Source organism: Algoriphagus sp. Y33 (genome assembly GCF_014838715.1).
In the GTDB taxonomy this organism is placed as follows: domain Bacteria; phylum Bacteroidota; class Bacteroidia; order Cytophagales; family Cyclobacteriaceae; genus Algoriphagus.
The window spans coordinates 6,201,465-6,225,072 of record NZ_CP061947.1; the positions used below are offsets into that span (position 1 = coordinate 6,201,465).

Below are 23,608 nucleotides of genomic sequence, written 5' to 3' on the forward strand. Positions count from 1 at the left end.
GTTTTATTGCGGTTAATTTATGGCTTTTAACTGGAGATTAAATTTCTTTTTAGAAATAATTGTCTTTCCTGAGTGCGGATATTGGGATGCCTAATTTTTTCAGATTCATTTTTTTGTATAAAAAAATCAGAATAAAGGCTATATTTTTTTTTGAGTAATTTTTAGTGAACTTAGGCCTAAATCACCTTACCACCAATGACACAGCCAAGGGCTTACCTTATCTTATTGATATTAATTATCAGCCAGTACTCCTTTGGACAGAATCCAAACTTTCAGTATGACTCCAGCTATGTGGAGACTACCCATGAACTATTTGCTTCAAGGCTATTTTTCTCCCAAAAATACACAAGGCTAACAACGAGATCTCTTGATGGAAATGAGAAATATACCCTGGTCCCAAATACAGGGTTGAAAATGGGGCTTGGGTTCAATTATCAGCGATTGACTGTAAATGTCTCCTTTCCGGTAAAGCTTCTTTACCCGGATAAGATAGAAGATTGGCGGGGAAATTTGGATTTGCAGTCCCATATCTATGCACCTAAAATCATTGTGGATTTTTTCGGGCAATTTTATAACGGGTACAAAATAAAATCAGAAAATCGAAAAAATTCAGACGAAGACTATCTGCGGGAAGATTTACGCCAAGTTTCGTTAGGACTGAATATGAACTATCTTTTTTTTGGGGATAAGCTTTCTATTGCAGCTTCCCACAATCAGTCTTCTATCCAGAAGAAGTCAGCCTATTCCCCATTTGTTGGGTTTGAGGGGTATGGAGGATTTATGAAAGGAGACTCACTTTTATTACCGGATTCTCCGGCTACTGATCCTGTTAATTTTGAGAGAGCGGGGTATTTTTTGGCAGGCCCAAATGCAGGAATGGCAGGGACTTTGGTTTTTGGTAAAGGTTTTTTTGTGACAGGGGTGGCTTCAGTTAATTTAAGTGGAGGATACTCTAAATGGACTAGCGGGGAAGAGTTTAAAAAATGGGGTGTGGTTCCTACCTACCATCTGAGGGGTTTTTTGGGATATAATGGTTCCCGTATTTCTATCAATACCAGTTATGTCTATAAAAACCTCAATTTGATAGACGGTGGGCCTTATAACGTGGCAGTGAATACGGGCAATTTCAGAATAAATTTTATCTATAAGGTGTTGCCCGGCAAAAGGTTTAAAAAAGGGTTCAATAAAGTAAATCCTATTAGGATTGTTATTAAAGATTAATCAGTTCTATATTTTGGCTAGGCAAATGAAAAAATTAGATTTGAAGGAATAAAAACCCAACTACAATGGCAGATCATTTCGGCATTCAGGAATCATTAAGGAGACTAGGCATCCAATCAGATAATTTAGGAGTATCCACAGGCTCAAGTTGGATAGATTCCGGAGAATCTTTGCTTGCTTCTTTTTCTCCCGTGGATGGTAAGGTGATCGCTAAAGTCCAAATGGCAACTGCGGAGACCTTTGAGCAAGTTATAGATCAGGCAGAAGAAGCATTTTTGCATTGGCGCACTGTACCGGCTCCGCTGCGCGGGGAAGTGGTGAGGGAAATTGGCAATGCACTCAGAGAAGCTAAGGAGCACTTGGGAAAGCTGGTCTCTTTCGAAATGGGTAAATCTTATCAAGAAGGACTTGGAGAGGTTCAGGAGATGATTGACATCTGCGATTTTGCTGTAGGGCTTTCCCGGCAGCTGTATGGCTTGACCATGCACTCTGAGCGGCCTGGTCACCGAATGTATGAGCAGTGGCATGCTATAGGGATAGTGGGGATTATCTCTGCGTTTAATTTTCCTGTAGCTGTATGGTCATGGAATGCGGCTCTCGCCTGGGTTTGTGGAGATGTCTGTGTGTGGAAACCTTCGGAAAAGGCTCCGCTTTCGGCTATCGCATGCCAGAAAATTGCGGCAACAGTATTTGAAAAACAAGGTATGCCAGAGGGGATTTCATCGCTTTTGGTAGGGGATTATAAAATAGGAGAGCTAATGTCAAATGACTCCAGAATTCCTCTGATATCAGCTACGGGTTCTACCCGAATGGGAAAACTCGTAGGAGAGTCAGTTGGTCGAAGGCTGGGTAGATCCTTGTTGGAGCTGGGAGGAAATAATGCTATCATCATAACAGAAAATGCTGATATGGATATGGCGATCCGTGGAGCATTGTTTGGAGCAGTGGGAACAGCAGGACAGCGATGTACCAGTACGAGGCGATTGATCATTCATGAAAATGTATATGAAGAAGTAAAATCCCGCTTAGCCTCTGCTTATGATAAATTAGCTATCGGAAATCCGCTGAATGAAAAGAACCATGTGGGACCTTTGATTGATTTGGATGCCGTAAAAATGTATGAAGAGGCTATCAAGAAAGTAAAAGAAGAAGGAGGTAAGACCGTGGTAGAAGGTGCGGTGCTTTCCGGAGAAGGGTTTGAATCCGGTTGCTACGTGAAGCCTGCGATATTTGAAGCGGAGAATAGCTTTGATATAGTTCAGCACGAGACTTTTGCCCCAGTCCTTTACCTGATGAAGTACAAGACAATTGAAGAAGCTATAGCGATGCAAAACAGCGTGCCTCAGGGGCTTTCATCCGCAATCATGACTACCAATATGAGAGAAGCTGAAGTGTTTCTTTCGGTGGCCGGATCTGACTGCGGAATAGCGAATGTGAATATAGGGACTTCCGGAGCGGAAATAGGAGGAGCATTCGGGGGTGAGAAAGAAACAGGGGGCGGAAGGGAGTCAGGTTCAGATGCCTGGAAGGCTTATATGAGAAGGCAGACCAACACGATTAATTATTCATCCACTTTGCCATTGGCGCAAGGGATTAAGTTTGATATTTAGAGCGTGCTGTAAAACGCCGGTAATATATCAAAAGCCATCATTTTGACTGATTAACCCGCTTTTCTTGCGAACGGTTTTTTCAGCAGATGCAAACTTATGGACGACAATAGGTCTTTATCCATGCATCAGAAAATCTCAAAATCGAGATTTTCAACCCGAATTATGCATTAGGTTTCGTTAATGCCTTTCCCGATAAGTCGGGAAAGGCATTAATTGCAAGAAAATCAGGTTTTTAGGAAACTGAGGTATAGCACCGCTATGGTGAAGTTGAAAACAGCAATATAATGACTGATTTTGAAACAATTAATGGCTGTAATAGAATTGCTAATGCATATTTTGGGTTCAAGCTAGCCTCACGCATACCATCTTCTATGTTGGCCTCATTCGAGGTATAAGCATACATCTTCACTCGGCCGCCTTGAATCTGGAATGCCTGAGACTTTTTCAGCAAGCCCTATTTAGATGTGGGGACTATGCTTTCATAGAGAACATATTAATCTTATGAATGGCTAAAGGTAAGGGCGGAAGAATCCTTATATCGGGTTATCGTTGGTTTTCAGAGTAGGTTCGGGTGGTTGTTCCTACAGCTGGAAAGCCAGGAACCAATGCAAAAATCGTAATCAGATATCTCTGCCTAAAAATCCTTCTTTACGTAATTCAATTCCTCTATTGTCCTTACTCCATCTTCAGTGAGGGCTAGCCACAGTTTGATTTCACCTCCTTCCCGTTTCATGGTCAAGCCGTGAAAATAGACGGTATTCTCATCAGTCTCGATTAATCTGAATGTTGTCCATTCTTCCTTTTCTTCCCAAGGGGAAAGGTCTGGATTAAAGTGTTTTAGCTTCAGGGAAAAAGTTTCTCCCTCTTGGACTATATTCATGAATTCGGAAAATATAAGTTTCCCTTCACTCCAAAAGCGGAAGGTTCCTATCATATTTTCATCCACGACAGGCATCCAGACTTCCTCGCATTCGCCTCCGAATCCTTCCCCTGTCCAAAAACCTACCAGCCAATCCAAATCAGAAACCTTGCCTTTTCCCGGTTCCTGATCCTTTTCGAGTTGTTTGACCTGAGGAAAAGCGATGAAGCTGATGAAGAGCAGAATTAACGAAAGAAACGACTTTTTCATAGTAACCTGTTTAGACCTCTGGAATTTAGAAAAAATCTGTGAATTAGTTTTGGGATACAAATCCACGAACTAATTAGATCCAGCTTATGGAGAAGCTGGACAACTGTATAAAGTTGTGTCCTCTGCGAAAACCTCTGTGACCTTTTTGGTTGAACTGTACATCTGGCGAATTTACAGATCGTGACGCTTTGGGATTTCTGGATTGATGAATGTAAATCCACGGGCCTCATCTCCTTCAAAGAAATCAATTTCCATTCCCATCAGAAACATGAAGTGTCTTTTCTCTATTAACACTGGAATGCCTAAAATCTCGAATTGCTGATCTTCGTCTTTTGGTTTGTCAAAACCCAAAGCATAGGACATTCCGCCACACCCACCACCTTTCACTCCTACACGCAGGTGATAATCAGCAGGAATATTTTTATTGGCCATGATATTTTTGATCTCAGCTTCGGCCTTTTCGGTGATCTTGATGGGGATAATCATGTGGGAGAAATGTTTTTGGCAGGAAATTGGTTCGCTTGAATTCAAATTTACATTCCTCGAAGTTTTCTAACGGAGATAATTTGTGCAAATTCGAGTTTAATCCCCAAAAATGGAATACACAGTTGATTTATTGAAAATTCTTTTACCGGCAGGTATCGTGCTTTATGGCATGTATCTCGTAGTTGTTTCTTTTCTTTCAAAGGAAAGAGAAAAAATGCTTGTAGAATTGAAAACCCAAAATTCTCAAACCATACTTCCGATTCGATTGCAAGCGGCCGAGCGGATTTGTTTATTTCTGGAAAGAATCACTCCGAATAATCTGGTGCGGAGATCTAATCCCAGTGGAATGACTTCAGGTGAATTGCATTCGCTGTTGCTTGCCGAAGTTCGAGAGGAATTCAACCATAATTTCTCCCAGCAGGTGTACTTTTCGGAAGAAACCTGGGAAGCGGTAAAGCGAGCGGTGGAGGAAGTCACTACGATTATTAATCAAAGCCGACAAATGCTCAATGAAGAAGCCACTGGCTTGGATATGGCAAAGGCAATTTTCGCACAAGCTCTGGATAGAATAAACGATCCTATAGGATATGCGTTGAAACAAGTGAAATCAGAGATTCAAATTTACTTTTAGTATGACTATTCAATCCAAGGCATCCGAGACCATAGACAGAGCAAAATCCATGTTTGGCAAACAGGTAGATATGCTTGGCAAGCAAAAGGAGAAGGTCAGTGAGCTGATAGCCGGCGTGGGAAATAAGATTTCCCGATTCGGAGACAATCCACGGGTGAAAAAGCTAATCGAGCCAGTTTCTGTTTTTATAAGAATGGTCAAAGCCCATTTCAACGGTTCACATAAGCTTGCCAACAGTACGTTGGGATTGATACTTTTGGCATTGGTTTATTTTGTTTCGCCCATAGACATCATTCCCGACTTTTTAGGCCTCATTGGCTATGCGGACGACTTAAGCGTAGTTTTGGCTATATATGCCAAAATCCAAGATGAGATAGCCGACTTTTTGGATTGGGAGAGAACTCAAGTTTAAATAAGGCTGTTTACTGCCAAAATCCCAAGTAATGCTAGACCAAGAAATTACGTTGATTACCCCTGAACTTATTGATTCGGGAAAAAATTATTCGGAGTATCGAAAAATGATCAATCTACTGTTGGCAAAAGATAAAACCACAGGAAATAATCACTCCGAGAGCTATCTTAATTATACTAAAATGAATGTCCAGCGGATGAATCGCTGGGACAAAACGGCTAAGGTTTCGGAGAAACTGGATAAAGTGGTTGCCTCTGTTTCTTCTCCGCAAACTTGGCTTGTGATTACCGAAGCTTGGTGTGGAGATGCTGCGCAAAGTTTGCCATTCATCGCAAAACTGGCCGAGTTGAATCCCCTGATAAAGTTGAAATTTGTGCTTCGGGATGAAAATCCTGACTTAATGGATGCCTATCTTACGGAAGGTGCGAGATCGATTCCGATTTTAATAGGGTTGAATGGAGATCTTAGCAAAGAGCTTTTTGTATGGGGACCAAGACCTGAATTTCTTCAAAACCGCCTAAAGGCGTATAAGCTCGATCCTCAAAATATTACGCCCAAGGAATTTGCCGATGGTACTCATCTTTGGTACGCCAGAGATAAGAATCAATCTTTGTCAAACGAACTTTTGCCATTGATAGCTTCTACCATCTAATACTATGAAAATTGCGTTAATCTCAGGGACCTCAGGTTTGGTAGGCATGCAATTGCTTCACCAACTCCTGCAAAATACAGCATACGATACGGTGATTTCTGTGGGGAGGAGAAAGCTGGCCCTAAAACACCACAAGTTAGTACAGATTGATGGAGACCTGAGCAAGCTGAACCAATGGAATTGGGAAGAAAAAGTCACTTCCCAGAGTTTGGGAGGTGAATACAATTCTCTTGTCAATAGTCTAATGGAAAAATCAGCTGAAATGCATGCTTTTTCTTCCCTCGGAACGACAATAAAGAAGGCAGGTTCTAAGGAGAATTTTTTTGCCATTGACCATGATTTGGTGATTACCTTTGGTAACTGGGCTAAAGAATTAGGGGCATCCAAGTTTCTTTATGTTTCTGCATCCGGTGCCGACCCAAACTCTTCTGTATTCTATAGCCGGACCAAAGGCAAAACGGAGGATGATCTCAAGACAATGGGATTCGATTATTTGGGGCTGTTCAGACCATCTCTTTTGTTGGGAAATAGAAATGAATTCAGGCTAGGGGAGCAGGTGGCATCCATCGTGATGAAGCCTCTCGTTTGGCTGAAGCTTTTTAAAAATCTCAGACCAATCTATGATTATCAAGTGGCCAAAGCCATAGTGAAGACGGCACTGGCGAAAAAATCCGATTCTGTAGAAATCATCTCCTCTGGAGATATGCAAGACTTAAGTGGTAAATGATAGTAGTAATCCAAAGAGTATCTGAAGCTTCCGTGAAAATTGAAGGAAAAGTCAAATCCGAAATCGGAAAGGGATTGATGATTTTACTTGGAATAGAAGAAAGTGATGCTGAGGAAGATATTGTCTGGTTGTCGAATAAGATTGCCAGTCTTCGGATTTTTCCGGATGAAAAGGAAGTAATGAACAAAAGTCTGCGGGATGTGGATGGGGAAATTCTCCTGATATCTCAGTTTACGCTCCATGCGAGTACCAAAAAGGGGAATCGCCCTTCATACATTAAGGCCGCAAAACCTGATATCGCGATTCCGCTTTATGATAAAATGATCAGTGCTTTACAATCTGAACTGGGCAAGCCAATCGGTACAGGAGAATTTGGAGCAGATATGAAAGTTTCCTTGGTGAATGATGGGCCTGTCACCATCTTGATTGATAGTAAGAACAGGGTGTAATCATCAATGAATTTTTCAATCTTTCAGTTTTATAACCTTTGTATTTATCCATTTTGAATTCCCTCATAACAATCACTTCCGCCCAGGTTCTTGCCAAAGGAAAACAAGTTTTTCAATCCTTGGATTTTAATTGGAAAGAAGGGCAGCAATGGGCCATCATCGGCAACAACGGGGCTGAGATGACAGCTTTTATAGAAGCTATTCGGGGGAATACGGTAATTCCAACGGGTGAAATTGTCCGTCCTTTTGCGAAGGACTATACCGAAGAGAAGACCAAGGCAGGGGAGATCAATTCTTTTCGGGATCTGATCGCATACGTATCCCAACGGTATGAAATCCGCAATAAATCCAATCAGCAAAACTTCTATTTCCAGCAGCGTTTCAATTCCTCTGAATCTGAGGATACTGCCACCGTGCAGGAATATTTATTGGAGGTAAAAGCAAAAGTTGAGGGAGTCTGGACTTTGGAGAAAGTATCCGGATTGCTGCATTTGGAGCACTTGCTGGATAAATCTTTGCTCTTGCTTTCCAATGGGGAAACTCGACGACTGGCACTTGCTCTGGGGCTGATGCGACAGCCGAAAATCTACCTAATGGATCAGCCGATGACAGGATTGGATGTGAAAAGTAGAGCGGAGTTCGGAAAGATTTTGAACGTGATAATTTCTGAGGGTGTGCATGTGTTGCTCACTACTTCTGCTAATGAAATTCCTGAAGGAATCACCCACGTAGCCAAATTAAACAGTGTAGGAATTGGAGGAGATTGGCCGGCAAAAAACTTTCATTTGACGGCTGAGCATGAGCAAAAGTTGTCTTACGATTGGGAGCTTTTAGATTCGCTTTTGCCTAAAAGACTTAATAAAAACGACGAAGTAATTCGACTGCAAAACCTTAGTATTAACTATGGAGATAAACAGATTCTAAAGAATCTAAACTGGGAAGTCACATCCGGTGAACGCTGGCTACTGAAAGGATCCAATGGATCTGGGAAATCCACCTTGATCAGTTTGCTGATCGGAGAAAATCCCCAAGCCTATTCCCAGAATTTTTGGCTCTTTGGGCGCAAAAGGGGAACAGGTGAAAGCATATGGGACGTGAAGCGGCCTACGGGTTTTGTGGCACCGGAACTCAGCCGATTCTTCCCTGCCAACCAAACCTGCAGAAAAGTGATTCTGTCAGGCCTTTTTGATACCATGGGTTTGTTTAAAAAGGTAAATGAGGAGCAGGTAGCCCTAGCCGAATCTTGGATAAAGCTTTTTCATCTGGAATCATTTGAGAATATCCCCATCAATCGACTTTCTTTGGAAAACCAACGCTGGACTTTGCTAGCCCGGGCGCTGATCAAGCAGCCCAAATTGCTGATTCTCGACGAAGCATCACAGGGTATGGATGAGTTTCAGCGCAGACTTTTCAAGGATACTGTACAGCAAATCTGTGAGCGAAGTACAATCACCCTGATCTATGTCAGCCACTATGCCGAGGATGTGCCTGAGGCGGTGGGGAAGGTGATTGAGCTGGGTGGGTAATAGTATGATTGGTCTGATGATGTTCTGCATGAAAACAGATTAATCGCCATGGAGTTTATTCCGCCCCTTTAGCAACGGCCTGGCGAACGTTGCTAAGCTATTTTGCCCTTTCAGGGCTAATAAATATAAGGTTTTCCGATCTAAAAAAGGTGTTTCAAACAATTGATTTGCAGTTGTTTATCGAATTCGGTGATTTGTTGAAGATCTAATTTTCCTTGGCAGATACATACCAAGTTCTAGTAAGAAGATTTTACTTTTCATTAGTTGGCCCTGAAAGGGCTCAATAGCCAGCGATGGGCATCGCCCATCGATATTATGATTTTTATCATTTAGTTCCCAGCCCTGAAAGGGCGTAATACAAAAAAACGGAGTTACCCCCACACATACCGCTCATCATAGTCCACCTGATATTTTTTCAAAAAAGCCCTGTATTCATGTTGGAATGATTTCTTTTCATGGTGCTTACGCTGGTTTTGAATGTAGTAAATGACAGTATCGACCTGACTTGGATTAACTGAAAATGCCCCGTACCCATCCTGCCAATAGAAATTGCTCAGTTCATCTGCGCGCTTTTTCATCCATTTGGAAGAATCTGTTTTTATCTCTTCCACTAACTTAGCAATTGTCATGTTCTTAGCAAGGAGACAAAGGATATGTACGTGATCTAAATATCCTCCTACTTGAATAGGAGTACAGTCATAGGCTTTGCAAACGCCACCGAGGTATTTAAAGAGTTCGTCTTCATATTCCTGTTTGATAAATGGCTGTCTGTTTTTCGTGCTGAAAATAATGTGCACATAATTTTTCACGAGCGATTGTCCCATAGTTTATTGCGCCCCTTCAGTGCTTTAAAAAATGAAAACTGCTTATCTCTATCTCTACAACGGCCTAGCGACCGTTGCTTTACTGTTTTGCCCTTTCCGGGATAGTGAATATACTGATTTTCGAATTTAATTTAGCGTTCAGCTAAATGCATTGTAGTTGATTTAGGAAGTCAAATCAATTCTTGTGGGTTTGTCTGAAAGGACGCAGACCACGGTGGTGAGAATGGACTGTAAAAGACAGAGAATAGTAACACTTGTAGCAAAATGAACAGCTTATATTTTTCGGCCCTGAAAGGGCTGAATACCCCGGCGATGGGTGTAGCCCATCGATGTGATCAGATCAAGAGTGTTTCGTTTTCATCTTAGCCCTGAAAGGGTGTCATCAAAAAGTAGCATCACAAGGCATGGATGAGTTCGGATTTCTGACTCATTATGCAGAGCTGTTTTGAGTGGTCAGCTCCATTATTACTGATTAAAAAACCAACCCTTTTTATTGATATAATGGGTGCCTAAATAAATGGAAATTCCAAAGACAATTAAAATAATTGGTATAGCACCTATTTTTTGATAGAAGGCAAGTTCACCCACTAAAGCACCTACAGCAAGAAATAATATAAATGAGCTAATGAAATCTAAAAATCTTTCATGACGATCTATGGCTTTTGTATTTGAAGAAATATTCAGAAATGGTCCTTCAAAAATCTGCAATAGAAGCTTTGAGGTAAATCCAAATGAAAAAAAATATATCAAAATTAGTCCCATATCTCTTGGAGTTTCGATAGAACTACCTATAAGCAGAGGTAGAAAAAAACCAACTGATCCCGCAATTCCCTTGATGATTTTCATTGGAAGATATGATTTGTAGAGTATTAAATTAATCAAATGCTTTAAAAATAGCTAACAAAGTTGCGTTCAATTACTATTTAGTGATTATTTATACGATAGTCTTTCGTATTTTTGTGTATAAACTATAAGGGTATGAAAGTCACTGCTTTAATTGAAGATGAATTGATCCAAGATGTGATGGAAATCTCAGGAGCTAAAAATATTACTGAAGCATTGAGGATAGCACTTCGCGACTACTTGTCTCGTAAAAAGTTACGTGAATTGGCTGATCAAATAGTAGCGGAGCCAATAGCTTTCACGTATGGAGCTGACAAATTGAGAGATGCCAATCAGCAATGAAGCAGGTTCTTGTCGATACCTCAGTGTGGATCGAGTTTCTAAAAGGTAATCCGGATTTCTTCGCTCCGATGATAGATTTGATGGAGAAAGGCGAAATATATTCTTTGGAATTGATCTTTGCTGAGTTGCTTCAAGGGGTAAAGAATACCAGAGAATTAAATTTGATCAAAGATTTCTATCGCCAACTTCGGATTTTGGATCAGCCGGGATTGATTTTTGAATCTGGAGATTTTTCTAGAAAAGCTGGATTAATCAATCGTGGAATTGGTTTGATCGATGCGGTGATCATTCATTCAGCTGAGAGATTTGGGTTGGAGATTTGGACTCTTGATCGCAAGATCTTAGCTTTTCCGGGTTATAACAGAATTTATAAACCGTAGTTGACTTCAGTGTAAAGGAGATACTACAAACTATTTTTTGGAAGATCTGTTTGGCACAGAAAAGGGATTTCATTTTTAGAGTCCCCTCGAGATTCTCCGATAAACCGGTTTTTTGACTAGCTGGTAGTTTTTCGTTTGATTTTTTGGAAATCATTTCCTAATTCATAAAAAAGCCCTCAGCCTTATGACAAGCAGAAGATTATTTCTCCAAAAACTCAGTGCGGGAATAGCCATTCCAAGCCTAGTTTCCTTTAATTCTCCAACTCAAATTACTTCGAAATCAATAAACCACTTTCTGCATGGGGAGGAATTTTGGGGAGATTTACGGAAAAAATTCCCCTTACAAAGCAATAGGGTTTACTTGAACAACGGAACCTTTGGACCTTCTCCAACTGTGGTTTTGGAAGCTTTGCAAAATTCCTTTGTCGAGACAAATACAAGCGGGGAATATGGTCATATTGAGTCTGAGCGGGAGAAGTTGGCTGCATTTGTGGGAATCAAAACATCTGAGATTTCACTTACCCATAATACTACTGAGGGTATCAATATTATGGCTTGGGGACTTCCGCTGCAAACGGGAGATGAAGTGATTATCACTTTGCATGAGCATGTGGGGAATGCATTGCCTTGGCTAAATCGAGCAAAAATGCATGGAATTGTTCTGAAGCCTTTTGAACCCAAAGCTACACAAGCAGAGAATCTGGACTTTATCAAAAGTCTTGTGACTCCCAAAACAAAAGTGATCGCAATACCACATATCACTTGCACCACAGGGTTGGTTTTACCGATCAAAGAGATTTCAGCTTTTGCTAGAAGAAAAGGGATATTTACTGCGATCGATGGAGCACATGGAGCGGGAGTATTTGATCTTAATCTGAAAGAACTGGGTTGTGACTTATATGCAAGCAGCTATCATAAATGGGTTTTAGGGCCCAATGGAACAGGATTTCTATATGTGAGGGAGGAGATTTTAGAACAGGTCCAAGCTTATCATGTTGGGGCGTATTCGGATTTGGGATGGGATATGTACCAAAACCCGCCTGAGTTTAAAGGCTATGTACCCACTGCACACCGCTTTGATTATGGAAGCCAAAGTTTGCCTATGATGAGGGGAGCTGTAGCAGCCGCGGATTTCCATGAAGCGATAGGCAAAGGGAAGATAGAAAACAGAGTACGGGAACTGAACCAACATCTGTTTGAGGGACTGGCTGAAATGAATTCGCAACTGGATGTTCTAAGTTCTTCTGAGCCGGAATCCCGCATAAGTATGATTACTTTTAAGCCGAGGAATATGGATTATCAGCTAGCTGCCGGCATGATCAGTCAGCAAGGTTTTCGGATCCGCCAAGTTCCGGAGAGCAGACTGGATGCGATCCGAATCTCAACACATATCTACAACAGTAAAGGAGAAATAGACTTCTTTCTAGAAGTGACAAAAAAGGTGTTGAGTTAAGATTTTCGCTTTTTAAATTTCACTTTTATTCAACTTCAAGAAATCTAAATTGACTGATGGCTGCGATCAAATCTAGGGGTAAAGGCTTGTCCAAGGGGAATTGTATTGCACCTTTTGAAGTAACATATGGTTCAAGCTCTTTCCTGAATTCACTTACGCCGCTATTGGTAGGATAAAAGCCGATATGTTTTTTTGCAGCTGCGAAATAAACCAACACCTCGGTGGTTTTATATGCAGGCATACTGTAGCTAATCACTTCTTTTGCTTTAGGGATAGCTTTCAGGATAGTCGACCGCATTTGTTCAAGCTTTGTCCGAACTTCAGGAGAATGCCAGCTGAGATATTCTTCTACCGAGGAAGGTTTTGCGTTCATCATTTTGTGAAGAATTTAGAGATTAGATACAAGATCCAAGACTTTCATCAATCTAGTTCATCCGCTGCAGGTACCAATTTAGTGCTCAAGTCCGGATCTTCCATGTCTTTGTCTAACGGAAACATTGGTCGATTGATTCGCTTGTAACCCAAACGTTCCAGATCCTGATCTACTCCACCCGGAGTCAATGCCATGACCCAATCTGCCCGCATATCATAAAGCTCAGGAACTAAATAACCGATTTTAACCACCACGATATCCGCTTCTCTTGGTGTGAGTCCAAGGTTTGTGAAATCACTTTCGTTATGGTAAGGCTTGCGTTTTTTTGTCACGATCACATGTACTGAACCGACTTTCACTACAACTTCAACTTCTGCAGCTCCGTCACCTTCTTTGATTGCTTCCACAGTTCCTTTCAGCATGACCGGCGGAGCAAATCTGTCATCAATTGCCGCACCTGCTGTGCCTTCCACTTTTCCGCCCACACCTGCTGCTATGGCTTTCTCCACAAACTCAGGACCTGGGATAGATGCATAGATCAACGTTGGCCCGTCTTCGGATTTAAACTCAGATCTTTTCAGGATTTCTGTCAGCGTCCAAGTCACATCGCCTGCACCACCCGCCGTGGGATTATCTCCCATGTCGCTGATCATAAATGGGGTTTTGTCACTTGCAAGGGCCATATTCAGGCTTTCTTCCAAAGAAGCGACGGGAGCTACAAACTCAAATTCATTCCTAACATCCCAGAAGCTTTGTGCAAGTTCCTCAGCAGACTCCGTCACAGCCTGTTCATCATCTCCCGTCACCATTACCACAGCATGATTTCTGGGTTCGTCTGCCCACGCATAGCCGATCCAAATTGCCGCATCGATTACTCCGTCTTTTTTGGTCATGGGATCCACTTTGGCGTAAAGGCTTTTTCCCGGATCAATTCTGGTACTTGTCTTTTCGCCTGGAAGCAAAATTGGAACAGGAATCCAAGCCTTATATGCAGGCTTTCCCTTCCCGCTCTCCAACCGATCCAGCAAGTTTTCCACTGCACGTTGTTTCGACTCTAGCGCATCTTCATGCGGAGCCATTCTATAGCAAGTGATGAGGTCTGTGTTTTCAGCCAGTCTCCAGGATACATTTCCATGCAAATCCATGGAAGTAGAGATCAACGTCTCCGGCCCTACAATCTCCCGAACGCGAATAATGAAATCACCCTCTGGATCATCCAGGCCTACTACGCTCATGGCACCGTGGATATCAAAGAATAGCCCATCATAGGGCAGGTTTTCTTTTAGCATATTCAGCGTTTTGCCTACAAGTTCTTCGTAAGCTTCTCTGGTTACGATCCCACCGGGGATGGCATGTCCTCTTAGCGTAGGAAACCATTCTGCTCTTCCTCTATCGATAGAAGCTGAATCCAAGAATGGGTAATAATTGAAAATATCGGCTCCTTCTCTGGTACGAAAGGCAGCTACATCACTGGTCGCAGGGGAAAAAGTACTTGACTCTATAGCCAAGCCTGCTATGGCTACTCGCGGAAGCGGTTTAGAATTTTCTTTGGAAGAGCAGGATATAATAATTAAGAATACGAAAAGGTATGAAAGAAAATTTCTCATGGCTGAAGGGGTGATTTTTAAATTGGAGTGAATGGGTGTCATCACTAGCTCAAGGTTCGATTTAAGGGTGTATATCGAAACTTAACCAAAAAATTCCAAGAATTACTCGATTGTAACTCAATATTTTTTATAAGCACTACTTGTCATTACTCTTCTGATTTGCAAGCACCTGCGTAGTATGAGCAAATCTATCCAGCCAACCTCTGTGATCTTTTCTGATGAAAGTGACCATGACCGTACCAAAAAACCAGATAGCCAAGAAAAATAGATATAAGAATAAATAGAGCTTGTCGTCGAATCGAGTGTCTATTAGGAATTTAGAAACCTCTCCTACCAGGAAGGGAAGAATCAAGAATATGCCATATCTCGCTATCAGATCTTTATAGGTCAACTTAAGCCCATCCATTCTGATGATTTGAATTCCAAGTAATTTTTTTCCAAAAGTCTGCCCGTTTGTGGCCTTGCTGACGAAAATAAAATAGAAGAAAATCAGCGCAACTTTCATTAGAGACAGTAGCCATATATTTTGTGAAAGACCTTCAATGATATAGGATGTAAACAGGATTACGACTAAGGAATCAAGAAAGATTGCCAAAAATCGCTGCGTAAGAGTGACTTCAGTACGGTTTAATAGAGGTTTGCTGGAGACATTGGGCAGGAGGTTAGAATATCGTGCAATTACGAAACCAATAAAACATCCAAACGTGTTGGTAATCAGATCATCCACTTCAAAATGTCTGTAGCGGCATGGATACAATCCATAAAGTGCTGTGAGCTGTGTGATTTCAAAAAAGAGTGAAGTTAGGAGTCCAATCAAAGTTGCTATTACGGCGCTTTTAATTTGGAACAAATATTTGAGAAAAAAACCAAGCGGCATAAGAAGTAATACATTAAAAACTGTCACCATAAGGGTGTGGCTTTTCACAATGCTGAAAAGAGAGATATTGCCTTGAACCTCCCGGAAAGTGTCTTTTACAAATCGAAATGGGAAAAAGCTCGGAACGACTTTACCAATTCTTCGATCACAAAAACCATCGGTAATCTCAGGAAGTGGAAGAACTGTCAGGAAAAAAGCTGTCATCCCGTAAAAAGCAAAAATGTAGAAAACCAAACTTCTATTAAACTGTACATACCCCATTTTCCTGTACTGAAAATAGGCAAATGGGACAATACTTAACAACGCAACCAGTGGAAAATAAATAATTGAAGTTCGGATAGCTTCGAAATAATTGTTCATGCACTATGTTTTAGCTCAGATAAAGGCTTAAAGAGTTTCAAGTTTTTTGCTAAAAGTCTAAAGATAAATTCTGCAATAACCGATCCTTTTACTTCAGGTTTTATCTAAATGTAATTCCGTAGAATGTTAATTTTGATTAACTGCAATAAAAGATTGTGAAATTGAGCATGCACGAGAGTGGCACACAGGTATGCTTATTCTTCGTGCGAGATTCTCCCGAATCGAGTTTGGGACAGATTATTCCCTTTCATTCGTCACAGGATAGGTTATGACCATTAAAAATCAAATATAAACACATGAAATCGACACGATTAAAATCATCATTAAAACAGACAAGTCAATGATTATTTTAATCGTCTAGGATTCTATGTGACCGCTAAAAACCAAATATAAATACATGGAAGAGGATATTACCCTTGCCGAAGTCCAGAAGCAAGTAGATGAGTGGATCCAGACAGTCGGAGTGCGCTATTTCAATGAATTGACCAATATGACCATCTTAATGGAGGAAGTGGGCGAATTGGCTAGAATCATGTCAAGGACGTATGGCGAGCAATCTTTCAAGGATTCAGATAAGGATAGGGATCTTGGTGATGAAATGGCTGATGTGCTTTGGGTGCTTATTTGTTTGGCAAATCAGACCGGAGTTAATCTTACCGAAGCTATGAAAAAGAATTTTGAGAAGAAGAATATCCGGGATGTAGATAGACACATGAATAACGACAAATTGAAATAAGAAAAACCTGTCTATGACAATAGGTTCTCCCCACATTAGAAGCTTGGCATAGCTTGCGATCTTTGGGGTTTTTAGAAAAAGCCAGAACTGAAAATCAAGTTCTGGCTTCATTGAATATTTTAAACCCGGATTATGTATTAGATTTCGCTATGAAGGCAATAATTGTAAGAAATCAGGTTGTTTGGAAACTGAGTCCGCCTCGGCGGATATGGTGAACTTGAAAACTGCAATTTAATGGCTGATTTTGAAGTAATTAATGGCTGTAGTAACTTGGCCGTGGCGTAGAATTGCTAATGCATATTTCGGGTTAAACTACCTCAGTCCACACCGATACTGAACCGGGTGCACAGTGAAAATCAGCCCATCCTGATTCATTAATCCATATCTTGTCCTGGATTTTACCCAATGTGTCCCGGAAACTTCTTCCGGCATACCTACTTCCTATTTCCATGGAAATGGTGGCCCCATCTCCGTTTGACATCACTACTGCACACCCAGAGTGTTCTTCGTCTCCCTCTCTTGTCCAACCCACCGCATTTGGCTGATCGAAGTAATCGCGCTGGGTACCAAAGGCAAAATCTTTTCGAACATATAACAATGCCTCAAGTTCGTCCACACGGTTTATGAAAATCTCATAATCCTGACCATCTTCACCCTTGTCCCAATAGCTAGCTCCAAATAGGTCGGGATAAAAGACACATGGGTAGCCGTTTTCCCGAAGCAGAATCAGCGCATATGCCAATGGTTTGAACCATGCCTCTACGGGGGCTTCCAACGCCTGAAGCGGTTGCGTGTCGTGATTATCCACTAAGGTTACAGCCAGTTCAGGATTTTGTGTAGCTAGTGTTTTGTTAAAGATTTCGCGCAAGTCAAAACTACTTCCTGAAGTGGAGGCTAGATGAAAATTGTGCTGCAAAGCCGAGTCAAATAGACTCATTGCACCATCAGTTGAGTCTATATATTTTGTAAGTAATTCGACATGGCCAGGTGCCCAATACTCTCCTACAGCAAAAATGTCTTTGCCAGTCCGTTCCCTAAGCAAGTATAGAAATTCTTTGAAATATGCCGGTGGAATGTGTTTCACAGCATCCAGTCTTACCCCATCGTAATAAGTAAGTTCCTGTAGCCAAGTCGCATATTTTATCAGCTCATCACGTACTGCTGGATTTCTGAATTCAATGTCACAAAACATCAAAAAATCGTAGTTGCCTTTTTCATTGGAAATCATTTTCTCCCAGTCGTCTCCATATTCGCTCATAAGATTGAATATGCCATGCTCTTGATTGCGATGATCATAATCTACTCCGCTAAAGCAATGTTTGTCCCAGATGAATTCAGAGTATTGACCGTTTCTTCCAGGGAATGTGAATCGAGTGAAGGCTTCGATTTCATAAGGGGCTGAGATATTTTCGAGCCGGTTTTCTTCACTGACTTTTACGACTTGCATCAGCTCGGATTCGTCGCCGCCTGCTTTATGGTTGAAAACAAAATCAACTATTACCTGAACTCCTCTATCATGAAGTGCTTGGGTAGCCTCGATGAATTCCTCTTTAGTGCCATACTTTGTACGGACACTTCCTTTTTGATCAAATTCCCCTAAGTCAAATAAGTCATATGAGTCGTATCCCACGCTCATTCCTCCGAGTTCTCCTTTAGAGGCTGGAGGCAACCAAACGCTGGTTATCCCGAGGTGACCCAAGTATTCTGCCTTCTCTTTTACTTCTTTCCAAAGGGTGTCTTCAGGGGAATACCAATGGAAAAATTGCATCATAGTTCCGTTTTTCATCGCTAGAGGTTCGTTTGTTAGTGGTTTGGTTTAAACGGTAAACGCCAAATTATAACTATGGTTTAAACTATTTTAAAGCGGGATTTTGAGAATCACATTGGGGAAAAATAGTCCGGAAAAAACAAAACCCGATAGAAATTACATCGGGTTTTGTAAGGTTTAAGGTTAAGCAAGTGGGTGGTTTTACAAGTTGTCCAATGCAATTAATGTTTCATTTTCTACTTTTCCCACTAGGGAAAAAAGATCCAATGTCAGGCAAAAATCAATGTCCGAGTCAATATTGTGATTTTGGAGTCGTTTGGCATGTGAAGCTTGGGAAAGGAAACCCTTCAAGTCATAACCTTCTTTTTCATACAGAGATTTCATCGCTATTGCAGCATCATCCTCTGCTTCGTGAGTAGACTCAAGTGCTTTTGCCAAGGCTCCCGCATAAAGAGAGTCTTCTAGATTGAATTTTCCTTTCCATCCGGCACAATGAATAAGCACATCTATATTCCTTGATTGAATATAACTCACCGTAGCTTGGAGATTTGGAAAAGCTCCAATCAGAATTTCATCCGCCCCTCTTGATTTTGAAATAGCCAAAGTTCCATTTGTGGTAGTCATAGCGAGTTTTTTGCCATGGTACTTACCTGCCAAGTAGGCTAGGGGAGAGTTTCCTAGTTGGAAGCCATCCGCCGTAATGCCATTTCTTTCTCCGGCAATCAGATAGTCAAGTGCCGCCATTGCCCGACATTCTTCTAGGTCTGCACAGGTTTTTATTTCAGAGATGCCGTTTGCCAGCGCTGCCACCATGGTGGAAGTGGCACGGAAAATATCGACTACCACCACAATTTTTCCTCGCAAGTCATGAAGGTGGATGAGTTCTGGACTGAAACAGATTTCTACTTGTTTCATTTGTTAATAATTTGATTTTAAAAGTCGCGTGGAATCTCGCATGCAGAATATTTCCTGCGAACGCATTTTGGGGGCAGGCTCGACTTCATTTATTTTTTCAATAGAGGAAGTTTTTCCACCTGAGCTTTAAGGTTTTTATTTCTTACCTGAATGAAAATCTCTGTCCCGGCTTTACTGAATTCGGTTTTCAAATAGCCTAAGCCGATTCCCACACCCATGCTTGGAGATTGTGTGCCTGATGTTACTTCTCCGATTACTTCTCCCGTGGCATCTACAATAGGATAATGACATCTTGGAATACCTCTTTCCTGCATGACAAATCCTACCAATTTCTTCGAAACTCCGGCTTCTTTCTGAGCTTTGAGCACTTCAACATTGGTGAAATCTTTGGTGAATTTGGTAATCCAGCCCAAACCTGCTTCCAATGGAGATGTCGTGTCAGTGATGTCATTTCCGTATAGACAATAACCCATTTCCATTCGAAGTGTATCTCTTGCACCTAGGCCGATTGGCTTGATGTCAAAGTCTTTTCCAGCTTCGAAAATTGCTTTCCAGACCTTCTCGGCATCTTCGTTTTTCACATAGATCTCAAATCCACCGGCTCCTGTATAGCCCGTTCCGGAAATAATCACATCCCGAACTCCTGCAAATTCTCCAACGGTGAAATGATAGAATTTTACCTCAGCTAGATTAACCGGTGTCAAAGCTTGTACTGCTTCTATAGCTTTTGGACCCTGAATAGCAAAAAGCGAAATCTCGTCTGAGATGTTCGTGAGCTTAGCTCCCATGGTATTGTGGGTATTTACCCAATTCCAATCTTTCTCAATGTTTGAAGCGTTGACCACAAGCATGTATTTCTCCTCTTCAAATTTGTAAACGATTAGGTCATCCACGATTCCGCCTGTTTCATTGGGGAAGCAAGAGTACTGTGCTTGTCCGTTTACGATTTTGGAGGCATCGTTTGAGGTGACTTTTTGGATCAGGTTAAGCGCTTCAGGGCCTTCTACCATAAATTCGCCCATATGAGAGACATCAAAAACGCCAACGCCATTTCTTACACAAAGGTGCTCTTCATTATCAGAACTGTATCGTACCGGCATGTTATAGCCTGCAAAAGGCACCATTTTGCCACCAAGGGCAACGTGCAAGTCATTGAGTTGGATTTTTTTGATTTGCTCTTCCATAATCTGGGTTGATTTTCTAGTGGGCAAAGGTAAGGATTGAGGTGAAAAATGCACTAAAAAAGGCAACCTGATCAGGTTGCCTTGAAATGATTATTAAGAATTGCAGACTAAACGGAAAAACTTTCTCCACACCCGCAGGTTCTGCTTGCATTTGGATTCACAAACTGGAAGCCTTTGCCATTCAGTCCATCTGTGAATTCAAGCGTAGTACCTGCCAGATAAAGTAAGCTTTTTCTGTCTACTAAGATTTTTACTCCTTTATCTTCAAAAACGTGGTCTGTTTCCACTTGAGCGCCATCAAATCCCAAGTCATACATCAGACCTGAGCAGCCGCCACCTTTCACCGAAACACGGATATTTTCATTTTCTGCGCGTCCTTCCTCTTTTTTGAGCTGTAGGATACGCTCTTTGGCTTTGTCAGAAACGATTATCATATCTTTATTTATTACTTTGTCTTATGTTGAAGTATGGGAAAAACAGTGTTACTCCCGAAAAGATTCATTGCAAATATAGCAAATTTAAACATGAGGAAAATCGAGCATATAGGGATAGCTGTGAAAGATCTGGAGAAATCCAATGCGCTTTTTGCCAAACTTCTGGGAAAGGGACACTTCAAAACTGAAGAAGTCGATGGAGAGAAAGTAGCTACTTCCTTTTTCCAAATAGGAGAAACTAAAGTTGAGCTACTTCAAGCAACTGATGAAAGTAGTCCGATTGCCAAATATTTGGATAGAAAATCCGAAGGGGTTCATCACATTGCATTTGATGTGGATGATATAGACTCTGAAGTGAGCCGGCTGAAGGAAGAAGGCTTCGAAATCCTGAATGAAACTCCCAAACTTGGGGCAGACAATAAATTAGTGGTATTTTTGCATCCTCGGAGCACAAATGGTGTTTTGGTTGAGTTGTGTCAGGAGATTTAGAAACCTCAACATTCATTATTGGTCCTTCATTATTCGATATTACTGATTGGAAAATTGGATAGAGAAGATAGGCTGGAGTGGTAAGGTTGAAAGGTGGAGAGGTTTGCAGAAGAACACTAACTTCTAAATCTCGCAAATCGTAATTCGTAAATCTGAATTATCAGGAAATACCAAAAGTTATATGAATTAAAACCGTAGCGTCGCTGCGTCGCCGCGAGAAAAAATATTATGTCAGAAAAGAGAACAGAAATAAGTGATTTGGGTGAGTTCGGTTTGATCGATCATCTGAATGAAAAAGTAATTATTAAGAATTCCAGCACGCTAAAAGGTATTGGAGATGATGCCGCGGTGATCGAAGCCGGGGATCATGTAAAGGTGCTGACGACTGATTTATTAGTGGAAGGAGTTCATTTTGATCTTTCCTATGCTCCTTTGCCTCATTTGGGGTTTAAAGCTGTGGCGGTGAATGTATCCGATGTGGCAGCTATGAATGCTATTCCCAAGCAGATCACGGTGAGTATAGCGCTCTCCAACAGATTCTCGGTAGAGGCCATTGATGCGTTATATGAGGGCATTCATGCGGCATGTGCCCATTATGGTGTTGATCTGATTGGCGGTGATACCACAGCTTCTAGAAGTGGCTTGGTGATTTCTGTGACTGCCATCGGCGAAGCCAAATCTGAGCAAGTTTCTTATCGATCGGGTGCCAAGGAAAATGATATCCTTTGTGTGACAGGTGATCTGGGGGCGGCTTTGGTTGGGTTGCAGGTTTTAGAACGTGAAAAGGAAGTTTTTCTTGCCAACCCTGAAATGAAACCCGATTTGGGCAAATATACCTTGGTTACTGCACGTCAGCTTAAACCTGATGCCCGAGTGGATATTATCCATGAGCTTCGAGAGATCGAAGTGGTGCCTACGAGTATGATGGATATTTCAGATGGGCTGGCTTCGGAAATTTTCCATATTTGTAAAGCGTCGGGTGTTGGAGCGACTATCTATGAGGATAAGTTACCAATTGACAAACAAACTTTCGATACTGCCGTGGAGTTGAACCTTGATCCCATTACCTGTGTGATGAATGGAGGGGAGGATTACGAATTGTTATTCACGATTGATCAGAAAGACTTTGCGAAGCTGGAAAAGCATCCTGATATCCACTTTATCGGTCATATAACTAAAGCTGAAGAGGGTAAATTCCTGGTCACCAAAAGCGGAACTGCAGTTCAGATAAAAGCTCAGGGCTGGAAGCATTTCTGATTGACAGAAAACCAAGAAGTCATAAAAAGTAAAACCTCTTCAAAATCAATTGAAGAGGTTTTTATATGATATGGAATCTGTATCGGGTTACCCGATAGAAACTCTTTTGAAAGCAGATACAGTCATGCCTTTGCTTACAGAATCAAGGTATTGAGCGATGGTTTTGTTGTTGTCTTTTACGAAAGACTGGCTCAACAAGGTATTCTCTTTATAGAACTTGTTCAATTTACCCAAAGCGATTTTTTCAAGCATTTCTTCAGGCTTACCTTCAGCTCTTGCTTGCTCTTTTCCCACTTCGATTTCTCTTTCTACTACAGAAGAATCCACTCCGTCCTTGTCCAAAGCTACTGGGTTCATCGCTGCAATTTGCATTGCTACGTCTTTTCCGGCTTCTTCAACGTCAGAACCGCTAGTGTTAGTCAGTCCTACCAATACACCTAATTTGCCATTTGAGTGGATGTAAGGAACTACAGTTTCAGCAGTGATTACTTCGTAATGAGAGATCTCAAGTTTCTCACCGATTTTGCCGGTCATCTCAGTGATTTTCTCAGCTACAGTGATGTTTTCGAAAGGAAGCGCAAGGATTTCTTCTACAGAAGTTGCTCCTTTTTCTACTGCTAGATCAAGCAGTGTGTTTGCAAATGCACCGAATTCTTCATTTTTAGCAACAAAGTCAGTTTCGCAAGTCAAGGTAAGCAATGTTCCTTTAGCGCCATTTTCAGTCACTTTAGTCACGGCTACACCTTCTTTAGTCTCACGATCAGCTCTGGAAGCAGATACTTTTTGACCTTTCTTTCTGAGGATGTCAACAGCTTTTTCGAAATCACCTTCTGATTCGGTAAGTGCTTTTTTGCAATCCATCATACCGGCACCGGTCATTTGTCTCAATTTGTTTACTTCTTGTGCAGTAATTGCCATTGTAT

The 23,608-nt window shown here is 41.4% G+C and carries 26 protein-coding genes; 14 read left to right on the plus strand and 12 right to left on the minus strand.

Features of this window, described 5'->3' with window-relative positions; translation table 11 throughout:
* Positions 1–195 precede the first annotated feature (195 nt).
* Positions 196–1,221, plus strand: coding sequence for a DUF4421 domain-containing protein (locus tag ID165_RS25655; RefSeq protein ID WP_192348224.1), 1,026 nt, complete (start codon positions 196–198; stop codon positions 1,219–1,221).
* Between the two features lie 65 nt (positions 1,222–1,286).
* Positions 1,287–2,831 carry an aldehyde dehydrogenase family protein gene (locus ID165_RS25660; protein WP_192348225.1) on the plus strand — a complete coding sequence of 515 codons (1,545 nt, stop codon included), beginning with the start codon at positions 1,287–1,289 and terminating at the stop codon, positions 2,829–2,831.
* 634 nt (positions 2,832–3,465) lie between these two features.
* Here the strand turns inward: ID165_RS25660 and ID165_RS25665 are convergent.
* Positions 3,466–3,960: a DUF6265 family protein gene (locus ID165_RS25665; RefSeq protein WP_192348226.1), complete on the minus strand. Its 495-nt coding sequence runs from the start codon at positions 3,958–3,960 to the stop codon at positions 3,466–3,468.
* 171 nt (positions 3,961–4,131) lie between these two features.
* Complete coding sequence (locus ID165_RS25670) at positions 4,132–4,446, minus strand: iron-sulfur cluster assembly accessory protein (RefSeq protein WP_192348227.1); 315 nt, start codon at positions 4,444–4,446, stop codon at positions 4,132–4,134.
* 109 nt (positions 4,447–4,555) lie between these two features.
* On the opposite strand from ID165_RS25670, the gene ID165_RS25675 reads away from it, so the two are divergent.
* From ID165_RS25675 to ID165_RS25700, 6 genes are read left to right on the plus strand one after another with little or no spacing between them, the layout of a single operon-like run.
* Positions 4,556–5,077, plus strand: a complete 522-nt coding sequence (locus ID165_RS25675) for a hypothetical protein (protein WP_192348228.1) — start codon at positions 4,556–4,558, stop codon at positions 5,075–5,077.
* A gap of 1 nt (position 5,078) precedes the next feature.
* Complete coding sequence (locus ID165_RS25680; protein ID WP_192348229.1) at positions 5,079–5,489, plus strand: YkvA family protein; 411 nt, start codon at positions 5,079–5,081, stop codon at positions 5,487–5,489.
* A gap of 31 nt (positions 5,490–5,520) precedes the next feature.
* Positions 5,521–6,141, plus strand: a complete 621-nt coding sequence (locus tag ID165_RS25685) for a thioredoxin family protein (RefSeq protein ID WP_192348230.1) — start codon at positions 5,521–5,523, stop codon at positions 6,139–6,141.
* Positions 6,142–6,145: 4 nt separating this feature from the next.
* On the plus strand, positions 6,146–6,868 hold the full coding sequence (locus tag ID165_RS25690; RefSeq protein WP_192348231.1) for an oxidoreductase: 723 nt from the start codon (positions 6,146–6,148) through the stop codon (positions 6,866–6,868).
* The gene (gene dtd, locus ID165_RS25695; RefSeq protein ID WP_192348232.1) at positions 6,865–7,317 is read left to right on the plus strand and encodes a D-aminoacyl-tRNA deacylase; all 453 of its coding nucleotides are present in this window, start codon (positions 6,865–6,867) and stop codon (positions 7,315–7,317) included. Before ID165_RS25690 ends, dtd begins: the two co-directional genes overlap by 4 nt.
* 53 nt (positions 7,318–7,370) lie before the next feature.
* Complete coding sequence (locus ID165_RS25700) at positions 7,371–8,843, plus strand: ATP-binding cassette domain-containing protein (protein ID WP_192348233.1); 1,473 nt, start codon at positions 7,371–7,373, stop codon at positions 8,841–8,843.
* A gap of 371 nt (positions 8,844–9,214) precedes the next feature.
* On the opposite strand, the gene tnpA is transcribed toward ID165_RS25700, so the two are convergent.
* Both tnpA and ID165_RS25710 read right to left on the minus strand, forming a co-directional pair.
* Complete coding sequence (gene tnpA, locus ID165_RS25705; protein WP_192348234.1) at positions 9,215–9,667, minus strand: IS200/IS605 family transposase; 453 nt, start codon at positions 9,665–9,667, stop codon at positions 9,215–9,217.
* 465 nt (positions 9,668–10,132) lie between these two features.
* The gene (locus ID165_RS25710; RefSeq protein WP_192348235.1) at positions 10,133–10,513 is read right to left on the minus strand and encodes a hypothetical protein; all 381 of its coding nucleotides are present in this window, start codon (positions 10,511–10,513) and stop codon (positions 10,133–10,135) included.
* Between the two features lie 132 nt (positions 10,514–10,645).
* Between ID165_RS25710 and ID165_RS25715 the strand changes: the two genes are divergently transcribed.
* The 3 genes from ID165_RS25715 (at position 10,646) to ID165_RS25725 (ending at position 12,685) form a co-directional block, all read left to right on the plus strand.
* Positions 10,646–10,852: a type II toxin-antitoxin system VapB family antitoxin gene (locus ID165_RS25715; RefSeq protein WP_192348236.1), complete on the plus strand. Its 207-nt coding sequence runs from the start codon at positions 10,646–10,648 to the stop codon at positions 10,850–10,852.
* Entirely contained in the window at positions 10,849–11,232 is a 384-nt protein-coding gene (locus ID165_RS25720) for a PIN domain-containing protein (RefSeq protein ID WP_192348237.1), read from the plus strand. Before ID165_RS25715 ends, ID165_RS25720 begins: the two co-directional genes overlap by 4 nt.
* A 184-nt stretch (positions 11,233–11,416) precedes the next feature.
* The gene (locus tag ID165_RS25725; RefSeq protein WP_192348238.1) at positions 11,417–12,685 is read left to right on the plus strand and encodes an aminotransferase class V-fold PLP-dependent enzyme; all 1,269 of its coding nucleotides are present in this window, start codon (positions 11,417–11,419) and stop codon (positions 12,683–12,685) included.
* A 25-nt stretch (positions 12,686–12,710) separates the two neighbouring features.
* Here ID165_RS25725 and ID165_RS25730 read toward each other — a convergent pair whose 3' ends face one another.
* The 3 genes from ID165_RS25730 to ID165_RS25740 form a co-directional block, all read right to left on the minus strand.
* The gene (locus tag ID165_RS25730; RefSeq protein WP_225586898.1) at positions 12,711–13,061 is read right to left on the minus strand and encodes an iron chaperone; all 351 of its coding nucleotides are present in this window, start codon (positions 13,059–13,061) and stop codon (positions 12,711–12,713) included.
* A gap of 44 nt (positions 13,062–13,105) precedes the next feature.
* Positions 13,106–14,665 carry a M81 family metallopeptidase gene (locus tag ID165_RS25735; RefSeq protein ID WP_192348239.1) on the minus strand — a complete coding sequence of 520 codons (1,560 nt, stop codon included), beginning with the start codon at positions 14,663–14,665 and terminating at the stop codon, positions 13,106–13,108.
* Between the two features lie 136 nt (positions 14,666–14,801).
* Entirely contained in the window at positions 14,802–15,902 is a 1,101-nt protein-coding gene (locus ID165_RS25740; protein WP_192348240.1) for a VanZ family protein, read from the minus strand.
* Positions 15,903–16,299: 397 nt separating this feature from the next.
* On the opposite strand from ID165_RS25740, the gene ID165_RS25745 reads away from it, so the two are divergent.
* Complete coding sequence (locus ID165_RS25745; protein WP_192348241.1) at positions 16,300–16,638, plus strand: nucleotide pyrophosphohydrolase; 339 nt, start codon at positions 16,300–16,302, stop codon at positions 16,636–16,638.
* A 307-nt stretch (positions 16,639–16,945) separates the two neighbouring features.
* Here ID165_RS25745 and ID165_RS25750 read toward each other — a convergent pair whose 3' ends face one another.
* The 4 genes from ID165_RS25750 to ID165_RS25765 all read right to left on the minus strand — a co-directional run bounded on the left by ID165_RS25750 (position 16,946) and on the right by ID165_RS25765 (position 20,939).
* Positions 16,946–18,424, minus strand: coding sequence for an alpha-amylase (locus ID165_RS25750; protein WP_192348242.1), 1,479 nt, complete (start codon positions 18,422–18,424; stop codon positions 16,946–16,948).
* 183 nt (positions 18,425–18,607) lie between these two features.
* Positions 18,608–19,321: a 2-phosphosulfolactate phosphatase gene (locus ID165_RS25755; protein WP_192348243.1), complete on the minus strand. Its 714-nt coding sequence runs from the start codon at positions 19,319–19,321 to the stop codon at positions 18,608–18,610.
* An 89-nt stretch (positions 19,322–19,410) separates the two neighbouring features.
* Positions 19,411–20,505: a glycine cleavage system aminomethyltransferase GcvT gene (gcvT, locus tag ID165_RS25760; protein ID WP_192348244.1), complete on the minus strand. Its 1,095-nt coding sequence runs from the start codon at positions 20,503–20,505 to the stop codon at positions 19,411–19,413.
* Positions 20,506–20,612: 107 nt separating this feature from the next.
* Positions 20,613–20,939, minus strand: coding sequence for an iron-sulfur cluster assembly accessory protein (locus ID165_RS25765; RefSeq protein ID WP_192348245.1), 327 nt, complete (start codon positions 20,937–20,939; stop codon positions 20,613–20,615).
* 90 nt (positions 20,940–21,029) lie between these two features.
* Between ID165_RS25765 and mce the strand changes: the two genes are divergently transcribed.
* Both mce and thiL read left to right on the plus strand, forming a co-directional pair.
* Complete coding sequence (gene mce, locus ID165_RS25770) at positions 21,030–21,428, plus strand: methylmalonyl-CoA epimerase (RefSeq protein WP_192348246.1); 399 nt, start codon at positions 21,030–21,032, stop codon at positions 21,426–21,428.
* Positions 21,429–21,656: 228 nt separating this feature from the next.
* Complete coding sequence (thiL, locus tag ID165_RS25775) at positions 21,657–22,685, plus strand: thiamine-phosphate kinase (RefSeq protein ID WP_192348247.1); 1,029 nt, start codon at positions 21,657–21,659, stop codon at positions 22,683–22,685.
* 87 nt (positions 22,686–22,772) lie between these two features.
* Here the strand turns inward: thiL and tsf are convergent, their stop codons facing one another.
* Positions 22,773–23,603, minus strand: a complete 831-nt coding sequence (tsf, locus tag ID165_RS25780; RefSeq protein ID WP_192348248.1) for a translation elongation factor Ts — start codon at positions 23,601–23,603, stop codon at positions 22,773–22,775.
* Between the last annotated feature and the right edge of the window lie 5 nt (positions 23,604–23,608).